The organism is Sphingobium sp., from assembly GCA_023266575.1.
Lineage (GTDB): Bacteria > Pseudomonadota > Alphaproteobacteria > Sphingomonadales > Sphingomonadaceae > Sphingobium.
On record JAHFPV010000018.1, the window covers coordinates 23,003 to 41,512 of the forward strand.

13 protein-coding genes are annotated in these 18,510 nt (G+C 64.3%); 9 read left to right on the forward strand and 4 right to left on the reverse strand.

Going from position 1 to position 18,510, the window contains the following annotated elements; all coding sequences use genetic code 11:
• The first annotated feature begins 1 nt into the window (after position 1).
• Both Q0D44_RS15790 and Q0D44_RS15795 read left to right on the forward strand, forming a co-directional pair.
• Positions 2–187: a hypothetical protein gene (locus Q0D44_RS15790; protein WP_006957563.1), complete on the forward strand. Its 186-nt coding sequence runs from the start codon at positions 2–4 to the stop codon at positions 185–187.
• Between the two features lie 76 nt (positions 188–263).
• The gene (locus Q0D44_RS15795) at positions 264–1,868 is read left to right on the forward strand and encodes a GMC family oxidoreductase N-terminal domain-containing protein (protein ID WP_294137907.1); all 1,605 of its coding nucleotides are present in this window, start codon (positions 264–266) and stop codon (positions 1,866–1,868) included.
• A gap of 212 nt (positions 1,869–2,080) precedes the next feature.
• Here the strand turns inward: Q0D44_RS15795 and greB are convergent, their stop codons facing one another.
• Both greB and Q0D44_RS15805 read right to left on the reverse strand, forming a co-directional pair.
• Entirely contained in the window at positions 2,081–2,566 is a 486-nt protein-coding gene (gene greB, locus Q0D44_RS15800) for a transcription elongation factor GreB (protein ID WP_294137908.1), read from the reverse strand.
• Positions 2,567–2,694: 128 nt separating this feature from the next.
• Positions 2,695–4,782: a lytic transglycosylase domain-containing protein gene (locus tag Q0D44_RS15805; RefSeq protein WP_294137910.1), complete on the reverse strand. Its 2,088-nt coding sequence runs from the start codon at positions 4,780–4,782 to the stop codon at positions 2,695–2,697.
• Between the two features lie 99 nt (positions 4,783–4,881).
• Between Q0D44_RS15805 and dapA the strand changes: the two genes are divergently transcribed.
• The 7 genes from dapA to Q0D44_RS15840 all read left to right on the forward strand — a co-directional run bounded on the left by dapA (position 4,882) and on the right by Q0D44_RS15840 (position 12,087).
• The gene (gene dapA, locus Q0D44_RS15810) at positions 4,882–5,760 is read left to right on the forward strand and encodes a 4-hydroxy-tetrahydrodipicolinate synthase (RefSeq protein ID WP_294137911.1); all 879 of its coding nucleotides are present in this window, start codon (positions 4,882–4,884) and stop codon (positions 5,758–5,760) included.
• A 44-nt stretch (positions 5,761–5,804) separates the two neighbouring features.
• Entirely contained in the window at positions 5,805–6,287 is a 483-nt protein-coding gene (smpB, locus tag Q0D44_RS15815; RefSeq protein ID WP_006959198.1) for an SsrA-binding protein SmpB, read from the forward strand.
• A complete protein-coding gene (locus Q0D44_RS15820; protein ID WP_217675441.1) occupies positions 6,287–6,883 on the forward strand; it encodes a DUF2062 domain-containing protein in 597 nt (198 codons plus the stop codon). The genes smpB and Q0D44_RS15820 overlap by 1 nt, the downstream gene beginning before the upstream one ends.
• Positions 6,884–6,930: 47 nt before the next feature.
• Complete coding sequence (locus Q0D44_RS15825) at positions 6,931–9,360, forward strand: ATP-binding protein (protein ID WP_294137915.1); 2,430 nt, start codon at positions 6,931–6,933, stop codon at positions 9,358–9,360.
• Between the two features lie 96 nt (positions 9,361–9,456).
• Entirely contained in the window at positions 9,457–9,813 is a 357-nt protein-coding gene (locus tag Q0D44_RS15830) for a response regulator (protein ID WP_119745027.1), read from the forward strand.
• Between the two features lie 99 nt (positions 9,814–9,912).
• Entirely contained in the window at positions 9,913–10,986 is a 1,074-nt protein-coding gene (gene recA, locus Q0D44_RS15835) for a recombinase RecA (RefSeq protein WP_006959190.1), read from the forward strand.
• A gap of 315 nt (positions 10,987–11,301) precedes the next feature.
• The gene (locus tag Q0D44_RS15840; RefSeq protein ID WP_294137917.1) at positions 11,302–12,087 is read left to right on the forward strand and encodes a transglutaminase family protein; all 786 of its coding nucleotides are present in this window, start codon (positions 11,302–11,304) and stop codon (positions 12,085–12,087) included.
• 128 nt (positions 12,088–12,215) lie between these two features.
• Here Q0D44_RS15840 and Q0D44_RS15845 read toward each other — a convergent pair whose 3' ends face one another.
• Both Q0D44_RS15845 and Q0D44_RS15850 read right to left on the reverse strand, forming a co-directional pair.
• Entirely contained in the window at positions 12,216–16,433 is a 4,218-nt protein-coding gene (locus Q0D44_RS15845) for a translocation/assembly module TamB domain-containing protein (protein ID WP_294137919.1), read from the reverse strand.
• Positions 16,433–18,484, reverse strand: a complete 2,052-nt coding sequence (locus tag Q0D44_RS15850; RefSeq protein WP_294137920.1) for a BamA/TamA family outer membrane protein — start codon at positions 18,482–18,484, stop codon at positions 16,433–16,435. The genes Q0D44_RS15845 and Q0D44_RS15850 overlap by 1 nt, the downstream gene beginning before the upstream one ends.
• Positions 18,485–18,510 lie beyond the last annotated feature (26 nt).

Here is an 18,510-nt window from a genome sequence, read left to right on the forward strand (position 1 = left end):
CATGCTCGTCATGTTCGTGGGCACTGACCGCACCGAAACCGCCGTCAACGCGTCGCAAGTCACCTTCGTCTCGTCCGTCAATGACGGCACCCGCATCCGCTTTGGCGAAGGCCGCAGCGTGACCGTGACCGAACCGATCGCCGAAGTGCTGGACAGCCTCAACCGGTCGCTGCGCCCGCACGATTAGGGGGCGATATATCGCCCGCCCGGCTTGCGGCGGGCGACCTTTTCGCGCCATGGTCGCGGGCGGAGAGGTAGATACGATGCCCCGCGATTTCGGCGCCTATGACTATATCATCCTGGGCGCGGGCAGCGCAGGGTGCGTGCTGGCCAACCGGCTGAGCGCGAACCCGTCAACCCGCGTCCTGCTGCTGGAGGCGGGCGGCAAGGATGACTGGCTGTGGATCAAGGTGCCGGTCGGCTATCTCTATTGCATCGGCAATCCGCGCACCGACTGGTGCCTCAAGACGGAGGAGGAAGCAGGGCTGGGTGGCCGGTCGATCGGCTATCCGCGTGGCCGGGTGCTGGGCGGTTCTTCCTCGATCAACGGTATGATCTATATGCGCGGTCAGGCGCGCGACTATGATGGCTGGCGGCAGGCGGGCAATATCGGCTGGAGCTGGGACGATGTGCTGCCCTATTTCAAGCGCGCGCAGGATCATTTCGGCGGGCCGAGCGACGCGCACGGCGCAGGCGGCGAGATACGGGTCGAACGGCAGCGGTTGCGCTGGGACTTGCTGGAGAAGTTTCGCGAAGCCGCGCGGCAATATGGCGTGCCGCACAGCGATGATTTCAACGGGGGCGACAATCTGGGGTCGGGCTATTTCGAGGTGACGCAGAAGCGCGGGCGGCGCTGGAGCGCGGCAGATGCTTTCCTGCGCCCGGCGATGAAACGGCCCAATCTGCGCGTCGTCACCGGGGCGAGCATCGACCGGGTGATCATCAAGGATCGGCGCGCAACCGGCGTGCGCTTCCTGCTGGACGGTGAAGCGTGCGAGGCGAGGGCCGAGGGCGAAATATTGCTCAGTTCAGGCGCGATCGGATCACCGGCGATCCTCCAGCGGTCTGGCATTGGCGACGGCAGCAAACTCGCGGCGCTGGGTATCGATAGCGTCCATCACTTGCCCGGCGTGGGCGAGAATTTGCAGGATCACCTCCAGATACGTTGTGCGTGGCAAGTTACCGGCGCAGTGACGCTCAATGCGCGGGCGTCGTCCTTGCTGGGCAAGGCATGGATGGGGATGGAATATCTCGCCCGCCGGTCCGGCCCGATGGCGATGGCACCGAGCCAGCTGGGGCTGTTCGTGAAATCCAGCCCGCGCTTTGAAACCGCAAACCTACAATATCATGTCCAGCCTTTGAGCCTGGCCGCCTTCGGCGGCGCGCTCGATCCCTTTCCCGCTTTTACCGCCAGCGTGTGCAATTTGCGGCCGCAGAGCCGGGGAAGCGTTTGGGTGGGGTCAGCAGACCCAATGGCCGCGCCCGCGATCCGGCCCAATTATCTCTCGGCAGCCGAGGACCAACAGGTCGCGGTGGAGGCGGTGCGGGTGACGCGCGCCATCGTCGGACAGGCGGCGCTCGCCCCTTACGCCCCGCGCGAATTCCGCCCCGGCCCGGAGCGGGAGGATGATGCGGCGATACTGGAAGGCGTCGGCGCAATCGCCAGCAGCATCTTCCATCCCGTCGGCACCGCCGCGATGGGCACGGGATCGCGCGCCGTCGTGGACGCGCAATTGCGGATGCATGGCATCGACGCACTGCGCGTGGTCGATGCGTCGGTGATGCCCACGATCACGTCCGGCAACACCAATGCGCCGGTGATGATGATCGCGGAAAAGGCAGCGGCGATGGTGCTGGGGCGAGGGTAGGGTGTGGTGATTGTCCCGTTGCAGGCAGGGTATCGTATATGAAGCTGTCCCCTCCTTCATCGTCATCCTGAACTTGTTTCAGGATCCATTTCTCGTTCTGCGCGGTGACTTTTGGGGCATGATGGATACTGAAACAAGTTCAGCATGACGAAGTTAAATGACGAGTGTTCTTATGCGATTACCCTGCCCTTGCAGGGGAGATTTAGGGATTGTCACCCCGGATAGCTTATCCCCATCACCTCATATTCCTTCTCGCCCGACGGCAGCACCACACGGCGCAGGTCGCCCACCGCTGCGCCGCGCAGCGCGCGGGCGATAGGGGAGGACCAGCCGATCCGGCCTGCCTCGATATCGGTTTCGTCATTGCCGACCAGCGTGACGGTGCGGTGGTTGTCATCCTCGTCGGCGATCGTAACGGTCGCACCGAAATAGACGCGGGCTTTGTCCGGCTGAGCGCGGGCATCGACGACCTTGGCGTCCTTCATCTTCTTCGACAGGCGTTTCAGCTGGAAGTCGATCTCCCGCATCCGCTTGCGGCCATAAAGATAGTCGCCATTTTCGGAGCGGTCGCCATTGCCCGCCGCCCAGCTCACCACCTCGACGATCGCGGGCCGCTCGACGCCCAGCAGATGGTCATATTCGGCGCGCAGTTTGGCGAAGCCTTCGGGCGAGATATAATTGGGATACGGGGTGGTCATCCGTCTATCCCATAACCGTTCGGGCTGAGCTTGTCGAAGCCCTCGCCTGAGCGGAGCGAAGGTGCTTCACCTGCGGCTCAGCAGAACCCTTCGACTTCGCTCAGGGCGAACGGAGGGAGGGGGCGGCCTCACCCCGGCGTCTGCTTCCCCAGATAGCGGCTCAGTACCGCGCTGGTCCCGCGAAATTTCGCGCGTTCCGGGTTCATCGCTTCATAGACGACGGCATTTTCCAGCACCCGCTGCACATAGTTGCGGGTCTCGAAAATCGGGATCTGCTCGATCCAGCGGAGCATGTCGGCACCGGCCATGCGCGGGTCGCCATTGGCGGCGATCCATTTGTTCACATTGCCCGGCCCGGCATTATAGGCCGCGACCGCCAGCGGATAGCTGCCGCCATAATAGTCCAGCATCCGTTGAAAATAGCCCGACCCCAGCATGATATTATAGCTGGGTTCATTGAGCGAGGCGGGATTGTAGCCAAGGCCCAGCTTGCCCGCCTGTTCGCGCGCGGTGCCCGGCATCAGTTGCATCAGCCCGCGCGCGCCCGCATGGCTGACGATCTGTTTGTCGAACTGGCTTTCCTGCCGGGCGATCGCGTGGACCATGGTCCAGTTATATTGCGCGGCGGGCGGCACGGGGACGCGCGGGAAGGCGCTGGTGCCATAGCCGGTCAGGCCACTCGACACGGCGCGGCGGCCAACCATCACGCTCATGTCGGTGCGGCCGATCCGTTCGGCGAGTTCGGCGGCGAGATAATGGTCGGTGTCGCTGTCGGCATTATTGGCGATGGCGCGGGCGAATTTGCCCTGATCCTCCCAATAGCCCATCTGCCCCAGCGCCTTGACCGCGCGCACCACCGACCGCTGCTCGAACGCGGCCCGCTCGGCGGCGGAAATCGGCACCGGGCGCTCGACCGTGGCGGGCGGCGGGATCGGACGGCCCAATCGTTCAAGCGCCAGCTGGCCGTAAAACTGGTCGGGATAGACCCCGGCCTGCGCAAAATAGCTGTTGGCCGTCGCCGCATCGCCCGACTGAAGCGCCGCGCGACCGGCCCAATAATAGCCCTTCGACTTGGTCTGGGGCGATTTGGCTGCGTCGGCATAGCGGCGGAACATCGTCACCGCGTCAGTGGGACGATTAAGGTTGTAAAAGGCCGTGGACCCGGCCAGCCAGGCGAGGCTGGTATAATCGTCTCGCACGCCGATCGGCTGATCGGACAGGTCGATGCCCGGCGGCACCGCGTCGTCAATCTTGCTGGCGATGCCGTAGGCAAAGCTCCACTGGCTATCATTGGCGGCAGCGCGCGCCAGCCCCAGCAGCACCTCGTAGAATTTCTCCGCATTGGCGGGGCGGTAGGTCAGCGCGCTGCGATTCGCCAGATATTGGCGCGCGGCGACCCAGTTGCCGCTATCGCGCAGCCACAGCGCCTTGTCGGCGACGAATCCGCCATCGCTCGCGCCCACCGCTTCGGCGGCCTGCATCAGCATCGCGGCGTCGGGTGCCTTGCGGCGGAAGGCGATTCGCGCTTGATAGACGGCGCGGCGACCCGGCGAGACATAAGCCAGCATCCGCGCTGCCCCCGCCGTGTCATTGCCCCACAGCAGCATGTCGGCGCGCTGGTCATGATCGGCGGGCGTCAGGCTGGAGCCGAACAGGGACAGCAACCGCGCTTCGTCCGCGACGCTGAGCGATCCACCGATCCACGCCTTGCGCGCGGCAACCCGCGCCTCGTCCATCCGGCCCATCTGCACCAAGGCCGTGGCGTTACGGGCATGGCCGGTTGCGGTGCGTGGCGGGAAGCGGGCGAAGAAGGCGCTGACCTGCCGCGGATCATAGCTGTCGGGATTGATCCCGGTTTCCGCCAGCCGCCGCATCCGGTCCTCGCCCGGCCAGCCGGGATTGGCGGTGATGAAATTGGCATAGGTGGTAAAACCCAGCCCATCGCTCTGCTGGAGCGCGCGCCACTGGCTGATCGTCGCGCCGATCGCCGAATCGCTGGCCATGCCGACGCGGCTGGCGACCTGGTCCCACTGGCCCGACGGCGCGGCTTGCCCCGGCAGCGGCTGGACCACCGCGCCGGGCGGATAGGCAGGCGCGGCCGCAGGCACCGGCCCTTCGGTCTGAGCGCTTGCGCCAGCGGTAAACAGCAAAAGGGCAATAAGAGGCATACGGATCCAATAACTTTCGACAATGCGGGGCGTCGCCATGCTGGACATTATCGCAAATGCATCCTTATCAGCGCCTGAATGACGCGCTATAGCGCGCCGCTTGACCGATCATGCCCCGGCCGGCCGGAGAATTGAAGGAGTTTAATCATGTTTTCCGGCTCGATTCCGGCTCTGGTGACCCCGTTTCGCGACGGATCGGTGGATGAGGCGGCGTTTCGCGCTCTGGTCGACTGGCAAATCGCCGAAGGATCGAGCGCGCTCGTCCCGTGCGGCACCACCGGCGAAAGCGCGACCATGACGGTCGAGGAGCATAATCGCGTCATCGCCATCTGTGTCGATCAGGCCGCCGGGCGCGTGCCGGTGATCGCGGGCTGCGGCTCCAACGACACGCGAATCGCGCTGGAACATATGTATGCGGCGCAAGGGGCGGGGGCGGACGCCGCCTTGGTGGTCGCGCCTTATTATAACAAGCCCAATCAGGACGGCGTCTATCAGCATTTCGCCTACCTCGCCGAACGCTGCTCCCTGCCCATCGTGCTGTATAATGTTCCCAGCCGCACCATCACCGACATTGGCGTGCCGGTGATCCACCGCCTGTCCGAAGAATATCAGACGATCGTGGGGATCAAGGACGCCACCGGGAATCTGGGGCGCGTCACCGCACAGCGTCTCGCCTGCCGCCCGGATTTCTGCCAGCTGTCGGGGAATGACGAAACCGCGCTGGGATTCAACGCCATGGGCGGCAAGGGGTGCATCTCCGTCACCGCCAATGTCGCGCCGCGTCTGGTCGCCGACTTTCAGGCCGCCTGCGCGCGCCGCGATTGGGATGGTGCCTTGGCGTTGCAGGATCGTCTCTATCCCTTGCATGATGCCCTGTTCAGCGATTCTTCACCCGGCCCGGTTAAATATGCGCTTACGCGCGTTCGGCCCGACATGCCCGGCGACGTCCGCCTGCCGATCACATGGCCGTCGGAATCCAGCCGGGCCGCGGTCGATCGCGCGCTGGAAATTGCGGGCCTCGTTTAACGGTCCGCCGTTCCTATATAGTGAAGTGAGTTAATTCAGGAACCATGGCCCGCCCCCGTCCCGTTACCTTCGACAAGAAAAAGATCGTCGCCGAAAACCGGCGCGCGCGCTTTGACTATTTTATCGAAGATGTGTTCGAGGCAGGGATTGCCCTGCAGGGGACAGAGGTGAAGGCGCTGCGCGGCGGCGAAGGCTCGATCGCCGAAAGCTATGCCGAGGTGAAGGGCAATCAGGTGTTTCTGGTGAACAGCAACATCCCCGAATATAGCCATGGCAACCGCGAAAATCACGAACCCAAACGCCCGCGCAAGCTGTTGCTGCATGAGCGGGAGATCCACAAGATGCACAGTGCCGTGTCGCGTCAGGGCATGACGCTGGTGCCGCTGATGGTCTATTTCAACAGCCAGGGTCGCGCCAAGATCGAGCTGGCGCTGGCCAAGGGCAAGCAGAATCACGACAAGCGCGAGACGATCAAGGATCGCGACTGGAAGCGCGACCAGCAGCGCATCATGCGGGACAAGGGCTGATGGACAACCGCCTCAGCCGCTGGTGGCACGCCAATGCGCCGACGCGCGAAAGCCTGGAGCATAACCGCTTCCTCGCCCCCGTCGCCCACCGCGTGCTGGAGCCGTCGCTGTGGCGCTTTACCCGTCGTTCGGTGCCGCGCGGCGTGGCGCTGGGGCTGCTGGTCGGCATTTTCCTGCTGATCCCCGGAATCCAGATTGCGGGGGCCGCGCTGCTGGCGCTGCCCTTCCGCGCCAATATCCCGGTCGCGGCTGCCATGACCTTCCTGTCCAACCCGGCGACCACCCCGCTGATCCTGTGGCTGTCGGTCTATATCGGCAACTGGATGCTGGGTCGCAGCGCCGACGCATCGGGTTTCATGACTTTGGTCGATCATCATGCCACGATCGGCCAGTGGACCGCCTGGCTGGTGTCGGAAGCCGCACCCGCCATGCTGCTTGGCCTTTCGATCATTTCGGTGGGGGCGGCGATCATCGGCTATGTCATCGCCGACTGGTTCTGGCGTCACCGCATGGGCCGCAAATGGCAGGCGCGCAAATTGAGGATTGGCAAGGTCCATGAAAGCAGCGCATTGGAGAAAGCCGCTTCTGTCCTTTAGGACAGGCAAGATGGTTTGACAGTGTCGATGCAGGGGGAAGGCCGTCCATGGCCGCGCGGGTAAACAGCAATGGGGATGCGTGGCTGACCCAGTCGCGATCGGGGCTGGTCCTGCCGCTCCTGCTGCTGGCGGCGGCTCTGTCGGCCGGGCTGGTTTTCTATGCGGCTGGCAACTGGTTGCTGGCTGGCGGATTTGCTGCGACCGTCCTGACCATCGCGGCGCTGATGGCCTGGTATCGCCACATCTATCCGCCGCAACTCTCTGACAAAGAAGCGATTCCGGACTGGACCGTCGCCCGCGCCGCCGCCGACGCCTCCAGCATGGCGATTGCCGTCACCGATCGCGCCGGGCGGCTGGTCTGCGCCAGCGACCTGTTTGGCGAATGGTTCCCCGGCTATCCCACGCCGCCTGGCATCACGGGCGATGCGGCGCTGACCGAAAGCCTGTCCGTCGCCGCCCGCGCCGCCTGGCGCGATGGTGAGGCGAAGGTTGCAGGCCTTGTGCAGGGCGCGCTCCGGCTGGACGTGGAGGTGGTGCGTACCGGCCGAGCGGAGGATTATCTGCTCTGGCGCTTCACCCCGGTGCGCCAGCCCAGCGCGCTCGACGACGTCAATCGCTTCCTGACTGGCGAAGCGGGCCGCCAGATGGGCGAGGCGGGCGTGATGGCGGTGATGATCGGCGGCGAGGGCCGTATCCGTGCCGCCAATGGCGCTTTCCTGCTGCGCGCAGCCGGGCGGATCGACGCCAATATCACAGGCCGCGATTTCGCCAGCCATATGCGGGTGGATGACAAGGGACGGCTGTTCCTGGCGCGCGAGGAGCAGGGCGGCCTGCCACTGCGCCTGTTGCAGGTGCCGTTGAAGCGCGCGAGCCACGGCAATGGCGTGTCGGCGCAGGCCAGTGCGCAGGACGGCCCGATGCTGCTGCTGCTGATCGACGAACCGGCGGGCGGCGGCGGCACGTCGGCGCTCTCCTATATCGAAACGCTGCTCTCGCTGCTGCCCTTTGGCCTCGCCATGGCCGACCGCGACGGGCGGGTGCTGTTCGTCAACAATGCCTTTGCGCGGGTGGCGGGGCTGAAACCCGGCGACAAGCCCAGCTATCCCGGCGATCTGGTGGTACGGGAGGATCAGGCCGCGGTGGCCGACGCGGTGCGCCGCTTTGCCGTCGGCCCGCAAATGTCGGGCGACATTGCGGTGCGGATGCGCGACCAGCCCGACGAACCGATCGCGCTCAGCCTGGCGGGCGTGCGCGGTCTTGGCGAGGCGGCGGTGCTGCTCAGCCTCAAGGATAATAGCGAGGAATCCAAGCTCAAGCGGCAGGTGGCGCAGGCGACCAAGATGCAGGCGATCGGCCAGCTGGCCGGCGGCGTCGCGCATGATTTCAACAATATCCTGACTGCGATCATCGGCCATTGCGACCTGATGCTGATGCGCCATACCCCCGGCGACAGCGATTATGACGATATTCAGCAGATCAAGTCGAACAGCAATCGCGCTGCGGGCCTGACCCGCCAATTGCTCGCCTTCTCGCGCCAGCAGACGTTGCGGCCGCAAATCCTGCAACTGCCCGACATCGTCGCGGACGTCTCCAATCTCTTAAAGCGCCTGCTGGGCGAAAATGTGAAGCTGGACGTCAGCCATGGCCGCAATCTGGGCGCGGTGCGCGCGGACCCCGGCCAGCTGGAACAGGTGATCGTCAATCTGGCGGTCAATGCCCGCGACGCCATGCCAGAAGGCGGCACGCTCAATATCCAGACCTATGGCGTCCCCGCGATCAAGGTGCGCGAAATGCGCCAGCAAATCCTGCCCGTGGGCGACTATACCGCACTGCGCGTGTCCGACACCGGGCTTGGCATCCCGCCCGACATATTGGCCAAGATTTTCGAGCCCTTCTTCACGACCAAGGAACTGGGCAAGGGTACGGGCCTTGGTCTCTCCACCGTCTATGGCATCGTCAAGCAATCGGGCGGCTATATCTTCGCCGAATCCGAAACGGGACGCGGGGCCAGCTTCGTCATCTATCTGCCGGTCTATGCCGGGTCCGATGCCAAGGATGTCGCCCCGGTCAAACCGCCGGTCAAGCGCAGCGAGACATGGGGCACCGGCACGGTGCTGCTGGTGGAGGATGAAGATATGGTCCGCGCCGTCGCCGAACGGGCGCTGGTGCGGCAGGGCTATACCGTGCTGACCGCCAGCGACGGCGAACAGGGGCTGGAGGTGCTGGCCGGGAACGTGGCGATCGACCTGCTGATCTCTGACGTGGTGATGCCCAATATGGACGGTCCCGCCATGGTGGCGCAGGCGCGCCGCGCTTTCCCCGACCTGCCGGTCCTGTTCATGTCCGGCTATGCCGAGGAGCAGCTGCGCAAGTCGATCGACATCGCCAACGTCGCCTTCCTGCCCAAGCCTTTCTCGGTCAATCAGCTGGCCGAAGCGGCGCGCGACGCGCTGGCGATGCGGCCCGTGGCGGAATGACCCCACAATAACTTGCGCTCGATCAAGGTGATTATCCTGTCTATTCCCGTAACGATGGGTTAGCGCAAAGGCGTATCAACAGGGGATTGCGAAGGCATGTCGGCGGCTAAGAGCATTTTGATCGTCGAAGATGAAGCGATGATCGGCATGATGCTGGAGGATTATCTCGACGCGCTGGGTTACCGCTTGCACGCGGTCGCCGCCTCGGTCGACGAAGCCTGCGCCCATGCCCGCGAAGGCGGCTTTGACGCGGCCCTGCTCGACTGCAATTTGCAGGGTGAGAAAAGCTGGCCCGTCGCTGATATATTGGTGCAGAAGGGCGTGCCTTTCGTCTTTGCGACCGGCGGCATGGCCGACGATCTGCCGTCCCACCATGCCGACCGGCCGACGCTCGCCAAGCCCTTCACCATCGGCGCGGTCGAGCGGGCGTTGGGAAAAATATTGGGCGAATAGGAAATTTCCGTTCCCCCCTTGTTCTACTAGAACAAACAGGATACATCATCGCCAGGCGTCGAGAGAATCGGCGCAGTCCGCTTGACAGGGAATAGGCCGATGTCCGCTATGCTCACACTCATCGATTCCAAGAAGAACGGGACTATGGACAGACAAAAAGCATTGGACGCCGCGCTCGCCCAGATCGACCGGGCATTTGGCAAAGGCTCTGCGATGAAGCTGGGCAGCCGGGAAAAGCTGGAGATTGAAGCCATCTCCAGCGGATCGCTGGGCCTCGACATTGCGCTGGGCATTGGCGGCCTGCCCAAGGGGCGGATCATCGAGATTTACGGCCCGGAAAGCTCCGGCAAGACGACGCTGGCGCTCCACGTCATCGCCGAAGCGCAAAAGGGCGGCGGCACCGCGGCCTTCGTGGACGCCGAACATGCGCTCGATCCGGGCTATGCCAAGAAATTGGGCGTGGACATTGACGAACTGATCGTGTCGCAGCCCGACACGGGCGAACAGGCGCTGGAAATCGTCGATACGCTGGTGCGCTCCAACGCCATCGACGTGCTGGTGATCGACTCGGTCGCCGCGCTGGTGCCGCGTGCAGAAATCGAGGGTGAGATGGGCGACAGCCATGTCGGCCTTCAGGCGCGCTTGATGAGCCAGGCGCTGCGCAAGCTGACCGGCTCGATCTCGCGCTCCAAATGTATGGTGATCTTCATCAACCAGGTGCGCATGAAGATCGGCGTGATGTACGGTAACCCGGAAACCACGACCGGCGGCAACGCGCTCAAATTCTACGCCTCGGTGCGCCTCGACATTCGCCGCACCGGTCAGATCAAGGATCGCGAGGATATTGTCGGTAACGCGACCCGTGTGAAAGTGGTCAAGAACAAGGTCGCCCCGCCGTTCAAGCAGGTCGAATTCGACATCATGTATGGCGAGGGGATTTCCAAGATTGGCGAAATTCTCGACCTAGGCGTCAAGGCCGGGATCGTCGAGAAATCGGGCGCCTGGTTCTCCTACGACTCGGTCCGCATCGGCCAGGGTCGTGAAAACGCCAAGACATTTTTGAAAACGCATCCTGAAATGGCGGACCGTCTGGAAAAGGCGATCCGGGGCAAGACCGACGTGGTCGCCGAAGCGTTGATGGCCGGACCCGAAGCGGAGGATGATGACGAATAAGCGCAGACGCCTGTCCGGCCGGATCAGCCGGAACAGCCTCTGACGCGGCTCGTCCGCCTCTCGCTTCACGCACTGAAAAGGCCCGCCGCGTAACCCTTGCGCAGCGGGCCTTTTACCGTCCTGGTCCAGCGCCACGGACTTTCCGATAGGATCAGGCTAGCGTAAGATAATGTCCGATTTGCCGGGAAATATGCGAAGTTAAGCGGCCCGACCTGTCCCGTGCTTGCGCTCTGCCTGCGGCATCGCAATGCTCTGCACCCTAATCCCTGCTCGCGCGTTACCGCGTCTCCTTCCCCAATCTGAAAGGCTCCCCTGATGCGCGTCGCGATCGAGGCGATACTGGATTATGACTTCGCCGAACCGACCGATGTATTGTTGGCGGTGGAGGCTGCCGCGCTGCCCGACCAGCATATCGTCAGCCAGTCCCATATCATCAACAATGCAGGGCCACTGACCAACAAGGTCGGCGGCAGCGGCGTCGGGCGGCGCACCTGGACCCGTACCGGCACGGGCCGGATGCTCAGCACCTACCGCGCTACGGTGGATGTCGAACGGCCTATGGTCGATCTCGTCAGCCTCAACAAAAGCCCGCTGCCCAGCCTGCCGGAAGAGGTGCTGCCCTTTATCTGGCCCAGCCGCTATTGCGAGGCCGATCGCTTCGTCAGCTTCGTCTGCGGCCATTTCCCCGATCTGGAGGGCGGCGCACTGGTCGCGGCGCTGCGCGACTGGGTTCACGACAACCTCATCTATGTGCCGGGCAGCTCCGACGGCGCGACCACCGCCGCCGACACCTTCGTCGCGCAGCAGGGCGTCTGCCGCGACTATGCCCACCTCACCGCCGCGCTGATCCGCTCGCGCGACATTCCCGCCCGTCTGGTGTCGGTCTATGCGTTGGGCCTCGATCCGCCAGACTTTCACGCGGTCGTCGAAGTCTGGCTCGACGGGGCATGGCATATCGTCGATTCAACCGGGCTTGCCCCGGTCGAAACCATGGTCCGCATCGCCGTAGGCCGCGACGCTACCGACATCGCCTTCATGACCGCCTTCGGCAACGCCATGATGAACGCCCAGTCCATCCTCGTCTCGCGCGTAGACGAATAAGGCAAGGAACTGCCATCGCACCTCCGTTCGCCCTGAGCCTGTCGAAGGGCAGTTCTTCTTGAAGGGAAGGACGAGGCTTCGACAGGCTCAGCCCGAACGGGTAATGTAACGAACGAGCCTAAGCCCCCTCAATAATCCTTGGAATAGCGTAGGTTCGCCGACGACCCGGCATTGGTGCCAGTCTTGGACAGCAAGCTCAGCGTCTTGGACAAAGCGATCTCCAGCTGGGTGGCGGTAAAGCCCTTGGAGTCGGTGATGACCTCAACATAGATATTGTTCGAAATATGCTGCCCGACCGCGAGTGACGTACCGCGCCCGGTCGCCTCGTCGCCGCCGACGATGCCAATGCGATCGACCCCCGACGCGCCCTGCAACTTGCCCATCGGGTTCAGCCCGCCACTACCGCCACGCAGGCCATTGAGCGCCGCCGCCAGCTGCACCGCCTGCATTGCCGACAGATTGGCGACATTATCGCCAAACAGGATGCGTGAGAGGATTTCATCCTGCGGCAGGGTGGGGTTGGAGATGAACGCGATGTCCGGCTGCTGCGCCGATCCGCTCACCTGTATGCCCGCCGTCACCGTGTCGATCCGGGTCTGCGCCTTGATCGCCAGCACCGGGTTCAGCATCGGCCCGTTAAAGGTGATGACACCCTGTTCCAGATCGAACTGCTTGCCCGAAAAACTATAACGACCGCGCAGCACTTCCAGCCTGCCGACCACGCGCGGATTGGCGGTGGTGCCGGTCACCCGCATGGCGGTTTTCCATTCCGAATCCAGCCCCATGCCGGTCACGTAAATTTCATTGTCGGCCCGCAGCCTTATATCGAGTTTCCAGTCCGCCGGCTTGGCAGCCGCTTGTCGCGCAGCCATGCGCTGGTCCAGAATATCGACGCCCTCGCCCTTGCGCCGCACGCCCTGCAACTGGCGAATGTCGGTGCCGCCTTGCCAGGCGACCTTGTAACGGGTTTCGGGTAGGGTCAGGTCGCCCTTGATCAGGCCGCCATTGGCCGGACTGTTGGTGATGGCCATCGTCCCGCTGACCACGCTGGTGATCGCTTCGCTGCGCGCCAGCCGGGCGCGGTCCAGCGCGATCGCGATGTCCATCGGGAAACCGCTGTCGGCGGCCAGTCCAACGGAGCCGGACGCCTTGACCGTGCCGTCGCCCGCCCGGCCCGAAAAGTCGCGTATCTCCAGCCGGTCGTTGGTGAAGCGACCGTCCAGCCGCATCTGGGTGACGCGCGTGCCGAACGTCTCATTCTCATAGGTCAGCGCATTGGCGCGGACGATGCCATTGACGCGCGGGTCGGTGAGCCGCCCGCTGAAATCCGCCGCAACCGCCAGCCCGCCGGTCAGTTGCTGGTCAGCCAGCCCCGCAAAGGAGAACAGAACATCGGCTGGCCCGGCATAGCGGATGCCACCGCTCAAGGGTGCCGCCTGCAACTGCTCGCTCCAGCTGGCACCGGGTCCGGGCGGGGCGAGGGTAGCGACGAACCGCCCCAGCGTGGACGTGCCACGCCGGATCAACCCGCGCAGGTCGCCGCCCGCACTCGACAATTTGCCCTCCATGCGCATTGAAACCGGATCGGACACGGCGGTCAGGCTGGAGCGGCGGAAATCGGCGATCGCGAGGCGTGTGCTCGCGGTCGGGAAAGCATTGCCAGTCTGCGTAAAGTCCAGCGTCCCGGTCGCCTTGCCGCCAATGCCCAGCCCCGGCGCAGCGATGTTGATGATGGCAAGGTCGAAATCCTTGAACCGCGCCTGTATGGCCGTGCTGTCACCAAAACGCCCCGCCAGATCGACCTTGCCCTGCGGTAGCACCAAGGTCGCCGGTTCCAACCGATAGCCTGCCGGCTCGGTGCGGATGATCGCCGGGTTGGCGAGACGGAAGGGAATATTCCCTGCCTTGCCCTGCAACGCCACGGCATAGAGATTGGGCCGCAACGCTGCGTTGGCAGCGATGGAGAAGGGCACGCCGCTGGAACCGTCGGCCACCAGCTGCGCCTTGCCGCGCCCGCCCTGATAGTCGATCTTCGCCCGCCCGGTGCGGACGACATAATCGCCATAGGCGGCATTGGCGATCTGCACATCGGCGACGATGCGCGGCTGATCGGTCAGAACCATGGAGGCCGTCACGATGGCGCGGCCAATCAGCACCTCCGCGTCGCCGGGCAGCTTGGCGTTGCTGGCGGTGGCGTTGACGTCCACCCCCTGCGCCTTGCCAACCGCTGCCAGCCGCACCGCACCGGTGATGCCCGACCCGTTCATGCTGAGCTGACCGGTAAAGGGACCAGCAGCACTCTGCTGCACCGTGCCAGCCATATCCACCCCGGCAAAGCGCGCCTTGGTGATGTCGATCGTCAACGGCCCCTTTGCCGTGCGGATCAGCACATTGGCAAAGAAGGGACCATAAGGCGATCCGCCGGTCGCTTCGAGCCGATAGCCCGCCGCCTCGCCGTTCAACTTTGCCACGACGTCGGACAGTTGTACGCCCACATTGGGCCGCGCCGCACGCAGCACCGCCTGCGGCCGCTCCATCGTCCCTCGCACGGTCAAGGCCAGCGGCCCATATTGGCGCGACGAAGCGGTCGCGTCGAACGCGATCTGGCCGTCTGTGTCGTAACTGCCCGATCCCGACTGGATCGTGAAATTGGGGGCAGCACCCTTCAGCCCCGCCAGCGTGAACTTGCCCTCCGGCGTCATGCCGATGCGCCCGGTGGCGACCGCATTGCCGCCCAGAAAATCGCGCACCGACGCATTGTCCCAACGCGCCGTCCGCACGCCAAAGCGACCCGACAGACCAAAGCCGCCTTTGGGTCCGGGGACCAGCTCGACATCGGTGTTCAGGTTGACGATGCCGACGCCGTCGATCCGATAATCATTGACCCGGCCTTTAAGCGCCCCGCGATAGAGCGCGTTATCAAGGTCCGCCAATATGATCGCAGTGGCATCGACCCGGTCGCTGTCGATCTTCAGATTGTCGCTGATCAGCTTCCCGCCCGCATAGGCGAAATCGCCTTTCACCCGCAAATTGTTCATCAGTCCGCCCGCCGCGGCGTTCAGGCCGGTCACCCGGCTTGCGGTCGCGCTGACGGGGATGCGGATGCGATCGGCGTCAATCACCGCGCGGCCGCTGGCTTTCAGATTCTCGATCCCGGTGGCGTCGAACGCCAGATATTTGGCCGTAATGTCATAGTCGATAAACGGCGTCGCCATCGGCCCGTCCAGGATGATCGCGGCGCGCACATCGCGGCCCTTCACCTTCTCCATGATCGCGCCGGGGGTCAGCAGCGCCGCGTTGATCCTGAGCGCGCTGAAGCGGCTGGTGCCAAGGTCGATGATCCCCTGCGCATCGGCGGTCAGGGCTGGCGATCGCACCGTGCCTTTCAGATTTACCCGCCGTTCGTTGAGGCCTGCGAACAGATCGACGTCCAGCTGCGGCGCTGTCAGGCGATCGACCGTGCCAGCCATGACCAGGCCGGGGCGCACCGGGCCTTTGGCAGTGAAGGCGCCATCCCGCGCGGCGATGGCAATGTTGGCGAGTTGCCCCTTGGGACTGGTCGCAATGATGCGCCCGTCCCACGCTTGCCACGTCCCCTTGCCATCCAGCGTCGCGGTCATCCCGTCGGTCAGGCCGGACATGGACGCGATGACTCCGCCCTTGGGCGCGGTGAGCGTGCCGCTCATGGCGAGGCGATTCTGGTCTGGTACCGCGTCCAGCTTGGCCTGCAACCGGTCACCGCTGTCGACGATGGCATCAGCGGACAGGATGGCGCGGCCATCGGCAATATGGGTTACGCCGTCGATTGCAATCTCGCGCTTCTGGCCGATCACCGGTTTGGCCAGCACGAATTTGCCGATTTTCATCCGGTCGACGTCAATGTCCAGATCGGGAAGGATCGGCGCGTTGGGATCGGTCGGGGTGGCGTTGAACTGCGGGCTGCGCGCCAGCACGACCAAAGGCGTTTCCAGCAGGCTGACCGAGATATGATTGTTCACATAGCGAAACGGCTTCCACACCACATGGACGCGCGGGGATACCGCAAACACGCCCTTGGGATCGCGCAGCACAAGATCGTGAATCACCATGTCGCTATAGACCGACCCGTCGATCCGCCCGACCTCGATAGCCATGCCCGATTCGAGCTTCAGCGCGGCGATCTGCTGGATCAGGAAGCGCTTGCCCGGCTGGGTGTTGAGGCCGAGCAGCAGCCCCGCCGCCAGCACCACCAGCGCGACGACAAGGCCGACGACCCCGATCGCGATCTTTTGCCACAACGGGCGACCCTCGCGGACGATGACGGTCTGGGTGGGGACAGTCGGGGTGGGGGTGTCGTCCTGCGTCATTAGAAAGCCTGCCCGATGCCGATATAGAGGGCGAATTTGGACTCGCCCGGCTGCCGGTTGATCGGCATCGCAATGTCGGCGCGGAAGGGACCGAAATTGGTGTAGAAACGCCCGCCTATGCCCACGCCATAGCGCATGTCGGAAAATTTCGGGATCGCGCTGTCATAGACCTGCCCCGCATCGACAAAGGCCACCGCGCCATAATTGCCGAAGCGATAGCGGCCCTCGACCGCAAATTCATTGACCGACCGGCCACCGATGGGATCGTTGTTCGCGTCCTTCGGCCCCAGTTCCTGATAGCCATAGCCGCGCACCGATCCGCCCCCGCCCGCATAGATGCGCCGCGACGGCGCGACATCGTCACGCGACACACCGCTGATCGTGCCAAGCCGGGTGCGCGCGGCGATGACCAGCGCATCAGACACGGGATAATAGCCGGTCAGGTCGAACGTGCCGCGCACATAGGGGGAGACATTGCCCTGCAAGGAGGCTTCGGGCGACACGCGCACACTGGCGCGGAAACCCTTGGTCGGGTTGAGCAGATCGTTGGACCGGTCATAACCGACCTGCACCGGCAGCGCGCCGATGAAATAGGTCAGCCGCTTATTCTGGCCGGTCGCCGGGTCAATCGTCGTCTGTTCGTTCGACAGCAATATTTCCGCGCCATAGCTATAGGTCCAGCGCTTCTGGAAGATCGGCGTCGATTGCCGCGCCCAGCTGATGTTCAGGCCCGCCGTGAAGGCTTCATAGGCGTCATATTTCTGATGGTTGATCAGCGCGCCGGCCTGAAACGTCTTGTCGCGCTTGCCTGCATTGGACCGGCGGAAGGTGCCCGACACGCCCTGTTCCTGCGTGCCCGCGACCACGCCCGCGATCAGCGCGCCTTCGGGCGGGAAGAGGTTGCGATGGGTCCATGTCCCCTCCGCCCGGAAACCCTGACCCGTGCCATAGCCCAGTTCGCCCGCCAGCGTGCGCGGCGGCCCGGCATCCTGTTCGACATGCAGATCGACATATTCGGTGCCGTCCGGCCCGGCCTCGTTGGTGCGCACCGGATCGACCGCGACGCTGGAGAATAGCCCGGTCGCCACCAGCGCCTTGCGCAGGTCGTCCACCTTGCGGCTGTCATAAATCTCGCCCGGCTTATAGCGGCGGATCACCTCCATATGATCGGCACCGAACGCCTGTTTCTCGCCACTGGTGGTGATCTTGCGGAAGGTACCGCGCGGGCCGGTATCCACAGGCAGCGTGTAGGCACCGGTCACGGTCGCGGGATCGAGCAATATGTCGCGCTCCCCCACCTTGGCAAAGGCATAACCCTGTTCCGGCAGCCGCAGCGCGACATTGGCTTCAGCCCCCTCGACCGTCGCGGCGACGATATAGTCCCCGCTCTTGAGCGGCAGGCTGTCACGCGCCAGTCCCGGCGGCACCGTCGGCCCGGCGGTCACAACGATATCGCCCAGCTTATAGCGTTTGCCTGGCGTCACCGAAACCACGGCGGTCAGCGTGCCGTTACCGGTCTGGTCCAGGCTGGCGAGCGCGGTCGCGTCATAATAGCCCTCGGAATAGAAAAGCCGCACCGCCAGCTTCTCATCCTCCTGCGCCCGCGCCTGCACCATCGCGGCGGTCTCCGCCTTGCCATCGCCATCGATCAGCGCGGAGGCATCACGGAACGCATCCTCAAGGCCCGTCTTGCTGAAACCCTCGATCCGGGTGGCGTAGCGGATATCGGGCGTCTTTATGTTCGGGTCAGTGTCGGCCGCGACATTGGCAGGCACGGTCACGCTGTCGAGCGCGGGCAAAGGTTGGGCGAGTTCCGGCTCCTGCATCGGCTCCGTCGCGGCGGGCAGCTCGGCTGTCGCGCCAGTCTGTGGCATCTGTTGCTCGATCCAGCTGTCGATCGAGGGCAGGCGCGCGTCAAACTGGTCGTCGGGCAGGATCGGCGCTTCGGCTTCGGGCGGCGTCGCTGTCTGTGCCATCAACGGCAGGGGGGATGCGGTCGCGATAATTAGGCCCAACATGTGCCGGACATGATGCGCCTGTCGTCTGATCATATGTCCGTCATGCCCCTTTGGTCGCC

What these genes read in the sequence shown, in the direction of transcription:
- Q0D44_RS15820 (WP_217675441.1), top strand. Translation starts at nt 6,287, where the DNA reads ATGGACAACCGCCTCAGCCGCTGGTGGCACGCCAATGCGCCGACGCGC.
- Q0D44_RS15830 (WP_119745027.1), top strand. Translation starts at nt 9,457, where the DNA reads ATGTCGGCGGCTAAGAGCATTTTGATCGTCGAAGATGAAGCGATGATC.
- Q0D44_RS15840 (WP_294137917.1), top strand. Translation starts at nt 11,302, where the DNA reads ATGCGCGTCGCGATCGAGGCGATACTGGATTATGACTTCGCCGAACCG.
- Q0D44_RS15845 (WP_294137919.1), bottom strand. Translation starts at nt 16,433, where the DNA reads ATGACGCAGGACGACACCCCCACCCCGACTGTCCCCACCCAGACCGTC.
- Q0D44_RS15825 (WP_294137915.1), top strand. Translation starts at nt 6,931, where the DNA reads ATGGCCGCGCGGGTAAACAGCAATGGGGATGCGTGGCTGACCCAGTCG.
- Q0D44_RS15850 (WP_294137920.1), bottom strand. Translation starts at nt 18,484, where the DNA reads ATGATCAGACGACAGGCGCATCATGTCCGGCACATGTTGGGCCTAATT.
- dapA (WP_294137911.1), top strand. Translation starts at nt 4,882, where the DNA reads ATGTTTTCCGGCTCGATTCCGGCTCTGGTGACCCCGTTTCGCGACGGA.
- Q0D44_RS15790 (WP_006957563.1), top strand. Translation starts at nt 2, where the DNA reads ATGCTCGTCATGTTCGTGGGCACTGACCGCACCGAAACCGCCGTCAAC.
- smpB (WP_006959198.1), top strand. Translation starts at nt 5,805, where the DNA reads ATGGCCCGCCCCCGTCCCGTTACCTTCGACAAGAAAAAGATCGTCGCC.
- Q0D44_RS15805 (WP_294137910.1), bottom strand. Translation starts at nt 4,782, where the DNA reads ATGTCCAGCATGGCGACGCCCCGCATTGTCGAAAGTTATTGGATCCGT.
- Q0D44_RS15795 (WP_294137907.1), top strand. Translation starts at nt 264, where the DNA reads ATGCCCCGCGATTTCGGCGCCTATGACTATATCATCCTGGGCGCGGGC.
- greB (WP_294137908.1), bottom strand. Translation starts at nt 2,566, where the DNA reads ATGACCACCCCGTATCCCAATTATATCTCGCCCGAAGGCTTCGCCAAA.
- recA (WP_006959190.1), top strand. Translation starts at nt 9,913, where the DNA reads ATGTCCGCTATGCTCACACTCATCGATTCCAAGAAGAACGGGACTATG.